Below are 8,775 nucleotides of genomic sequence, written 5' to 3'. Positions count from 1 at the left end.
ACGTGGGTTGCTCATGGCACCTCCTGATTGGCCTCAGTTTAAGGCATGGAGGTGTCTACGAAACCCGGGGCGATTCAGGTCTATGACGTTGGTACGCCAGTGAAAGCGGATGGAAACGGTTAAATTACTGTTAATGCCGAAAGGCTGCATGACATGATCATCAACAAAAAAGAACTGGCCTTCTTTTTCTTCAGTTTCAACTCTGCTCTGCATCTGATTGACTGCTGAAATCAGGGCGCTGCCTGCGCGACGGGCGTCCATTTCAGTTTCGGCGCGCTTCTTCGCAGACTTGGCCTTGGCGTACCCGGACAACGCCTGGTCGTAGATCCTCAATTGCTCAGCGATGTAGGCACCGCAGGACTCCAGATGCAACTCTCTCAGTGCGCCGGTTCCACCGTCATATAGGGTCTGGTCAACGAGCTTATACAGGCGATCAACGTCCACTGCTTTAATGCGCTCCTGCTGCTCAGGAGGTAGGTTAATTTCACTCATTTTCGTCCTTGCTCAGCCATCCAAAACCTGGCTGCTGGTCATTGGGGTACGGCCTGCCCGCAATCCAAGGGCAGGACTGTTTGACTTAGGGCTCAGCAGTTGGCCGACCGATACCTTCGCCAATTTTGTCAAAGTAATAGTCCACTCTTAGCTTCAGCAATTGGGCAAATGGAGCTTTTTCGGTGCTGATGATCCTCAGCAGTTCTGCCTTCAAGCTCTCAGCCCAGTCATACTCATCAGCCAATGCTTTCCGGCTCATATAGTCATGTTCGTAGCGCTTAATCAAGCTCCCAAAAAGCTGATCATTTGAGCAGGAGTCGATGATTAGCAGCTTCGCGAAATCCTTCACATCGATGAAGTGGAGGAAAGGCGTGGCGGCATACTTGCCGTCTTGGACACCATACTCATACAACGAACTGTAGTTATCAGTACTGGCAGCCAAATGCTCAACGTAGCCTCCCGCGACTGCTTGCATCTGACGACGGAGCACCTCGTCCGAGGCTTTCTTCATCATGCTGTAGATGGCTTGAAATTCCGGCGTATTAGATGCCGAGTAACTGAGGCCGAACGCCCCCGTCCCACCCAATCCATACGCGCCGGTATCAGTCGAAAGCGTGTTCGAGTTCAGAAGACGTGAAACATAGTCAGAGAAATATTGCTCTGCCGAGCAGTTCTCTCCTAACACTGGATCTCCAAACTGGCGTAGCGAAATGATAATGCCTGCTACGTGCAAAATTAGCCCCGGGTAAGTAATACTGCATTCGTCAAGCTGGCTCAGAAGCGCAGTTTTCGCCTTCTCGTATTCGCTATTGGGCAGTCTGGTCCAGTCCCACAGGAGCCTCCACGCCGGGATGTCTACATGACCAACAACCTCGGGGTGACGGGCAAGATTTTCATTGATTTTGTCGGCGTCGATTTTGCCTGTGAAAAACAGCTCCGATAGGTGGCCCGGGCTGACGATAGGATCAGTCCATTTGACCTCCGGGTATCGACTTTTCAATTCATCAAATTGCTTGTCTGCTGGGGATCTCTCGTTGTTCGATAGCAGGCCTGCGGAGAATTGACCGGTGTGAAGTGAGCTGAGCGTTTCCCTGTCCAAAGCACCGCTTCTCGACTCGCCGCCGGTCGCGATCATATACAAAAGTAGCTGCTTCATTGCTTCTGGCTTGTCTCGCAACTGAACATCGACAACCTCCACAAGACGCTCAAAATCTTCCAGGATGGCGCGTAAGTTCCGGTAGTTAGGGTGCGTTGATCCGTTAAATGTAGCCAGCAATGCGGTTCGTTCACGCTTCACGACTTCACGCACCAAATGCGTCCTTAGCCTTGCTGTGAGCTTATCCAACACCTCGGAGGGTTCCGCCTTGACCTGAATGGTCTTGCCCACGAGTTTTTCCTTCTGCCTCTCGTAATCCTCCTTTCCGGAGATCTCTTCCTCGTTGGCAAGGATAATGACCTTCAACTTTTCGTGCTCGACGAAGCTGTTAATGAAACCCAAAATATCCGGGACTTTCATAGAACAGCGTTCCAGATCGTCAATGACGAGGATGTTGCCATCCAGCTTGAGCAGCATGTCTCTTGCAAATTGGTCAGTCCCTTTCATCCCGACGAATTTTTCCATAGCACCAGAAAGCGCAGACCCGATAATCCGAGAGGCTTTTGAGCTGAGATGAGGGTGTGCCTGCGCGAAAAACTGGTCATGTATAGCCCCCACCGAAGCCACCCCATACAGGCTGGCGTACAGGTAGCCAGGCTGCTCTTTAGGCGGAAGCCCAGCAGCCCGAGCATCCAGATAGCTTTTAATAAAATGGGTTTTTCCAGCTCCCCATGGAGCACTCAGCATCACTGCATATTCAGACCCCACCGAAGCGTCCAGGTAGTAGTCGAGAAAACGTGCAGCCTCATTGGTGCTTGCCATATTTTTTAAACTCCGGTTGACCAGGGAGAGGATCTGGGTACTCTCCGAGATTCAGTGTGCCTTTGATTCGGATCAATGTACGCATGCCAATCTCTATACGTCGGTTACGAACCTTCCTATCCAGACGGTCTTTTCACAACGAGTTCGACTACTTTCCGGTCTTTCTGAGTTTTTTCTAAGTGGTTGTTTCTAGTACAAAGATATACTAACGATCTCTCAGAACCAGATCATAAGGCATTCCTGAGGGTTTGCAGGTGGGCCACCTGACGGGTGAAGTCGCTGTGGGAAAGGCGTTGCCTGGGTCTTGGGCGCAACGCATCGCTGATGGCGCTGGTGGGCTGGCGAGTGAGGCGGGACAGTACCTGCCACTGATCGGCGACGGCCAGTGATTCAAAACCCGGGTGAAGCTGACGCGCGCGTCGCAGGATGTCCTGCTGCAGGCTTTTCAGGAGCACGTCCTGTCCGCTGCGTCTGCGCAGGAACTCGGCGCTGGCGCGCAGGTGCTCGGTCAGTTGACGTCGGGCCTGCGAGGCAGGCAAACGGACAGGACCTTCGCGCAGACCCACATGCCACAGCGTCAAGCCGATCAATATCGCGAACGCGGTCAGCGCGAGAGCGAAGTGACGCAGTATCAGGCTCAACAGGTTGTCATGTTCGGTTTGCAACAGCAGGGTCACGTCACTGTCCTGGGTCAGGTACCACAATAGCCAGGCGTTGTCGTATTTGCCGATCGAGCGGGTTTTCCAGAGCTCGGCGTCGGTGAGTACAGTGATCAGGCCCTTGCCATGACTCAGTTGCATCAGGTGCGTGGCGTCGGCGCTGTTGGCCCATGAGTCGGCATGGTCCTCGGGGTCTTCCAGATGGAACGCCGGATCGAAGCTCATGTAGGCTGGAGCTTCTTCATTTTCCAGGTACAACCGCGTGAGCTCCGGCCACTTGGTCCGCCTGGTGGCAGGGGGTGACGCCATCAGCGGTATGGGAGGCGTGGGCCGGGTCTCGTCTGGCTCATCCTGTGCCCTGATATCTCTCGAGAGGTATTGGCGAATCCCGATCCTGTCGAGCAGCAGATCGCCGCTACGGCCCTTCTGTTCGTCCCACAACTGCTCTGCGACAAACAACAGATGACCTCCAGATTCCGCCCAGTCCAGCAGGCGCTCGGCCTGTGCCGGGGTCATGTTTTCCCGGTCATCGAGCAACAGCAGCGTCTGTGGTCGCTGTTGCGTGTCTGGCAGGTCGGTGAGCGCGCGGGTCATGTTGACGGGCACTGAACGTTGCCTGAGAAACGCGGCGGCGGCCAGATAGGGGTTGGCCCTGGCTTCCGGAGATGGACCCTGATCGACGGTTTTTTCGTAACGCTCCAGATGACTCGCCGCGTAGACGCCGACAGTGAGCAGCAGGAGCAAGGCGAGCCCTGCGAACCACCGATGACGACGGCTCACGTTCTTGCTCCAGAACCAAACAGGCGACGCCAGCCATCGCACAATTCCTGTTGCGACCGCGCAGGCGGCAGCCGATGGCCGTAAGCAAGGTTCTGCCAATGAAGGGTCAGCGTCCGGCTGAATTCATCCAGTTGGGGTTGATCGAGTTGCGCGACGCGCTCCAGCACCTGGCCCTCGGTGTCGGCATTTTTCAAGGGCAGGCGGTAGTCGGTCAGCAGACGGTTGAGCAGGGCGCGATACAGCAGACCCAATGCCTCGCGCGGCGAGTCGGTCCAAAGCCGCTCTGCACTGGCGGCCACATCGTCAGGCAGGCTTTCTGCATTGACCTGCAGGCCGAACAGCTGTTCTGGCGTTTCCCGGGGCTGCGATGTCTGGCGCGGCGTGCGAGCGACGAATGTGCCCAGCCAGGCGCGGTAACGCCAGATCAATACGCCGAGCAGCGTCAAGACGACAGCCCAGAGCAGAACCTCCAGCAGCCTGGCCAGCGCGCTTGCAGCCGACAGCAGACGGTTGAGCCACTTGGCCAGCGCGCTGCCGTCGGGTCGTCCGTCGGCGTGGGTGGCCTGTTCGTCGCGCTCTGGAAAGCGCCAGCCGGTTACGGTTTTGGGGTTCTTGAACGGCGGTGCCTGCAGGACGCTTTTGATTTCGTTGCGGGCGGCTTCGCTGGTCAGTTCCTGGTGAGTCAGGCGTGGCGTATCCGGTGCTGCGCTGACAATGACCGGCTCCCTCTGCGTGGCCTCAGGCGACGGGCAACTGTATTGGGTTGAATCGGCCATGGCGGACTGCGGTACCGCCGAAAACGCCAGTCCGGCAGCGATCAGCAACACGTAGGCTGTGCCCATCAGGCGCTGGCGCAGTCGCCGGAAGGTCAGCTCGATGTCCCACGCTTCAAGCACGGTTCGGCGATTGAGGTAGAGCGTAAAACCGCAAGCGACATAAACGGGTTCCCACAGCACGAGCGCCAGCACGTAAAACAGGTTGGTCAGGTGTTCCAGCCAGGCCCAGTCATTCTCGGTGTCGACCAGACTCAGCCATTGCCAGTCGATTTCGATCTGTTGCGGGATGAACAGGTAGAACAGGACCATCAGGCCGATCCACAGCGAGTATTCCAGGTGGACGCCTACGAGTGTCAGCAGACGTGCGGCACCTTGGCCGTTCTGATTGAGCAGGCTGAGGCGACGTGCTCGCTCGTCTCCGGCGAGGTTTTCCAGTTGCTGCACCGGCAATTGAAAGCTGCGGGTCAGGCTCAGGCGGCGCCAGAGCAGGCTGGGGAGCAGCTGGTTTTTCAGTGTGGCGGGCCAGGCTCTGAGCGCCTGTTTGAGCGTGGGCGTGTTCCCGAACAGTGCCTGTGACAGGATCATCAGCGGCAGACGGTCGAAGGCCGGCTTGAGCCACCAGAACAGAAACAGTGCGATCGAAGGGTAGTCCCAGAGCAAAAAACTGAGCAGGGCGAACAGCGGCAACGTGACCATCGCCCAACTGCTCATCAGCAGCAGGCGATGTTCTCGGACCATGAGGACACCCAGATCAATGGCTTCCCAGGAGGTGCGAGGGCGAATGGCGACGTTCGATTCAGTCAGGCGCATGAGAAGTCCGCCCGGCGAATGTCAGGTAGGCACCCACCAGCATCCAGAGCGCTGCGCCCACCAGGTACTTGATGAGCGGTGTCGGCCAGGTCATTGACGACCAATAGGCTTCGATGAAGGCGGCAATCAGCAGAAACAGCATCACGCCGCCAATCAATTGCACGCTGCCTTGCGCAGCCTTTCGCAACGCTTCGCCGCGTGTCAGCCGACCGGGGGCGAGCAATGCCCAACCCAGTTTCAGACCCGCGGCCCCGGCCAGGGCAATCGCGGTCAGTTCGAAGGCGCCGTGGCCGACCACGAACGACCAGAAGGTCTGGCCATAGCCGATATCGGTGAGATGGCCTGCCACTGCTCCGATCATCAGGCCGTTGAAGAGCAGAAAGAACAGGCTGCCCAGCCCGAACAGCAAACCGCTGGCATAGGTCTGAAAGGCAATGCCTATGTTGTTCATGATGTAGTAGCCGAACATCATCCAGTCATCGTCCGAAGCACGTTCCAGTGCCTGCCCGATGCGGCTGGCCTGCGGGTCGTACATGCTTTGCATGTCGCTGAGCCGGGCGGGGCTGACGATGCTGTAGATCAAGTCGGGAAAGCCGTAGACCAGAAGCCCCATGCCCACGAGGCTGCCGAAGAACAGCAGGCTGGCGACCAGCACGAAACGCCATTCGGCACGAACCGCTCTCGGGAAACCCGCAAGGATGAAGGTCAGAAATTGAGCGCCCAGAGCACTGCGATGTCGGTAAAGCTGCTGGTGCCCCCGCATGGCCAGTTGATGAAGCAGATCGATGAGGTGACTGCTGTAGCCGCGTTCCTGGGCCAACGCCAGTTGATGGCAGAGGCGCCGATAGTCGGCAGGAAAGCACTCGCTGGCCTTGGGGGCGGGCTTGCCGCGTTCCAGTGCCTCCAGGCATTGCTCGAAGTGTTTCCACTCGGATTGATGACGGGTTTCGAACTGAGCCTGTTTCATGTCGCCCCCGTCAGGCTGCGCGCGATGCCGTTGACCTGAGTGACGGCCTTGTCGGCCGACAAGTGCAGCGGCTCGACCAGAATCGCGGCCAGTTCCTGTTTACGCGCTTCGGACAGGTCACCCTGGCGCTCGGCCAGACTCAGCAACGCGCGTTGTTCTTCCAGTTGCAGGGCGACCGGCACCCTGTAAGGTTCGACCGAGGGCAGGGCCGGCCGCTTCACGGGCAGATCGGTATGAATCACCAGGGTTCCGGCTGCAAGATCACCGAGGCGTTTGAACCGGGGATGATTCAGGCAACTGATGGCGCCCACGCTATAGGCCAGGGGCAGCATGTCGACGAAACGGAGCAGGTTGCGGGTGAGTGAGCAGGCCCAGCCGATCGGTGTTCCGTCATCATTGACCACGCGCAGGCCCATGGCGCGCTTGCCGGGCGTCCGACCCTGATCGAGCACCTCGAACAGCACCATGTACCACCAGTTGACCAGAAACAGCGCGATGGCAGCCAGCCCCATGCCGAACTTGTCGAATAACTGAAGGACGAGAAACAGTCCACCGAGGGCCACGGCTCGAATGCCCAGGTCGATGCTGAAGGCCAGCGCACGCACAACCAGACCCGCAGGCCGAAGGATCATGTCGATGCCTTCCGGGGTCTCGATGGCGATGCGGGTATCCAGCGGCGTCTGCTGCGCTGCAATCCCTTGCGAAGCGGGAGGAGATAGCATGATGGGGAGGCGTTACCTGAAGGCGAGAACTGATGCTAGCTACCACTGCGGCGCTAAGCAACCGGCGTCTCTAAACAGAGCCTGTAAGAAAAAGTGTTGCAGGCCTGCAGCGTGTTCCGATTAGCCAATCGTCTGCTTCGCACCCTACACTTCCAGGGTCTCTTGTTCAGGATCAGCCCGTGACTTCCAGCATCTTCTGGTACGACTACGAAACCACCGGTATCAACCCGCGCAATGATCGTGCACTGCAGATGGCGGGTATTCGTACCGATGCCGAACTCAATGAAATCGAGCCGCCGGTCAACCTCTACTGCCAGCCCAGTGACGACATCCTGCCGCATCCCGCAGCGTGCGTGATAACCGGAATCACCCCGGCCACGCTGGCCGAGAAGGGGCTGTGCGAAGCGGACTTCATGACCCGGGTTCACGCGCAACTTTCCGCTCCCGGCACCTGTGGCGCGGGCTATAACACGCTGCGTTTTGACGACGAGGTGACTCGCTACAGCCTGTATCGCAACTTTTTCGACCCTTATGCCCGCGAGTGGCAGGGGGGCAACAGTCGCTGGGACCTGATCGATGTAGTACGCGCAGCCTACGCGTTGCGCCCGGACGGCATCGTGTGGCCCGAAGAAGAAGGTCGCGTCACGCTCAAACTCGAGCGCCTGACGGCTGCCAACGGTATCGAACACGGTCAGGCCCACGATGCCTTATCCGATGTCCGCGCGACTATTGCACTGGCGCGTCTGATTCGTGAGAAACAGCCTCGGCTGTACGATTTTCTTTTTGCACTGCGCAGTAAGCAAAAGGTCCAGGATCAGATTCGTCTGATGCAACCGCTGGTGCATATTTCAGGACGCTTCTCAGCGGCCCGTCATTATCTCGGTGTCGTTTTACCGCTGGCCTGGCACCCTCATAATCGCAATGCACTGATTGTGTACGATCTGCATCAGGATCCTTCGCCGTTACTGGAGATGGACGTTGAAACACTCAAGCAGCGGTTATATACCCGCCACGATGCGCTGGGCGAAGGCGAGCTGCCGGTGCCGCTCAAACTATTGCATATAAATCGCTGCCCGGTGGTTGCCCCCATGAGCGTGTTGCGCCGACAGGATCAGGAACGCTTGCAGCTCGACATGACGGGTTATCAGGCGAAAGTGGCGACCGTGACAGAAAGCCTTGAAGTTTGGCAGGACAAACTGCGTGCTCTTTATGGCAAGGATCATTTCATCGCAAGTGAAGACCCTGAGCAGCAATTGTATGACGGATTTATCGGTGACCGTGATCGCCGATTATGTGAACAAGTACGCGTTTCCGAGCCAGAGCAACTGGCACGTGATGCCTGGCCGTTTGATGACGCACGCCTGCCTGAACTGTTATTTCGCTACCGGGCCCGTAACTTTCCGGAAACGCTCACCGCCGAAGAACAACAGCGCTGGCATCAATTCTGTCAGGCGCGCCTGAGCCGCCCGGAATACGGGGCTCCCAATACTTTGCAGGGTTTTACGAAGGCGCTGGTGGAGTTGTCGCTTAGTGCCACGCCAGAGCAGTTGGCGATACTGAGGCAATGGCAGGACCACATCGAGTTGCTGCGCGGCAGGCTGGAAATATGAGCAGAAAATGTAGACGGTGAACTATAAAAAAACGCCAGCAA

General features: G+C 57.6%; 7 protein-coding genes. 1 reads left to right on the top strand and 6 read right to left on the bottom strand.

The genetic code is table 11. The annotated features are described in order from the left end of the window. Window positions 1-33 precede the first annotated feature (33 nt). The 6 genes from JTJ32_RS20640 to JTJ32_RS20615 form a co-directional block, all read right to left on the bottom strand. The gene (locus tag JTJ32_RS20640) at window positions 34-492 is read right to left on the bottom strand and encodes a hypothetical protein (protein WP_210043132.1); all 459 of its coding nucleotides are present in this window, start codon (window positions 490-492) and stop codon (window positions 34-36) included. Between the two features lie 85 nt (window positions 493-577). Next, window positions 578-2,410, bottom strand: coding sequence for a P-loop NTPase fold protein (locus tag JTJ32_RS20635; protein ID WP_210043131.1), 1,833 nt, complete (start codon window positions 2,408-2,410; stop codon window positions 578-580). Window positions 2,411-2,637: 227 nt separating this feature from the next. After that, window positions 2,638-3,849 (bottom strand): DUF4350 domain-containing protein, encoded by a 1,212-nt coding sequence (locus JTJ32_RS20630; RefSeq protein ID WP_210043130.1) that lies wholly within the window; start codon window positions 3,847-3,849, stop codon window positions 2,638-2,640. Further along, the gene (locus JTJ32_RS20625; RefSeq protein WP_210043129.1) at window positions 3,846-5,435 is read right to left on the bottom strand and encodes a DUF4129 domain-containing protein; all 1,590 of its coding nucleotides are present in this window, start codon (window positions 5,433-5,435) and stop codon (window positions 3,846-3,848) included. Before JTJ32_RS20625 ends, JTJ32_RS20630 begins: the two co-directional genes overlap by 4 nt. Further along, window positions 5,422-6,402 (bottom strand): stage II sporulation protein M, encoded by a 981-nt coding sequence (locus tag JTJ32_RS20620; protein WP_210043128.1) that lies wholly within the window; start codon window positions 6,400-6,402, stop codon window positions 5,422-5,424. The genes JTJ32_RS20625 and JTJ32_RS20620 overlap by 14 nt, the downstream gene beginning before the upstream one ends. Further along, window positions 6,399-7,124, bottom strand: coding sequence for an RDD family protein (locus JTJ32_RS20615; protein WP_099226230.1), 726 nt, complete (start codon window positions 7,122-7,124; stop codon window positions 6,399-6,401). Before JTJ32_RS20615 ends, JTJ32_RS20620 begins: the two co-directional genes overlap by 4 nt. 179 nt (window positions 7,125-7,303) lie before the next feature. Between JTJ32_RS20615 and sbcB the strand changes: the two genes are divergently transcribed. Beyond that, complete coding sequence (gene sbcB, locus JTJ32_RS20610) at window positions 7,304-8,734, top strand: exodeoxyribonuclease I (protein ID WP_099226229.1); 1,431 nt, start codon at window positions 7,304-7,306, stop codon at window positions 8,732-8,734. Window positions 8,735-8,775 lie beyond the last annotated feature (41 nt).

The organism is Pseudomonas alliivorans, assembly GCF_017826695.1.
In the GTDB taxonomy this organism is placed as follows: Bacteria; Pseudomonadota; Gammaproteobacteria; order Pseudomonadales; family Pseudomonadaceae; genus Aquipseudomonas; species Aquipseudomonas alliivorans.
Note: the sequence above shows the minus strand (reverse complement) of the source record. Positions and strands in the feature narration are given on the sequence as shown.

Coding starts and splice junctions, on each gene's coding strand:
- JTJ32_RS20615 (WP_099226230.1), bottom strand. CDS start 7,124: ATGCTATCTCCTCCCGCTTCGCAAGGGATTGCAGCGCAGCAGACGCCG.
- JTJ32_RS20620 (WP_210043128.1), bottom strand. CDS start 6,402: ATGAAACAGGCTCAGTTCGAAACCCGTCATCAATCCGAGTGGAAACAC.
- JTJ32_RS20640 (WP_210043132.1), bottom strand. CDS start 492: ATGAGTGAAATTAACCTACCTCCTGAGCAGCAGGAGCGCATTAAAGCA.
- JTJ32_RS20635 (WP_210043131.1), bottom strand. CDS start 2,410: ATGGCAAGCACCAATGAGGCTGCACGTTTTCTCGACTACTACCTGGAC.
- JTJ32_RS20625 (WP_210043129.1), bottom strand. CDS start 5,435: ATGCGCCTGACTGAATCGAACGTCGCCATTCGCCCTCGCACCTCCTGG.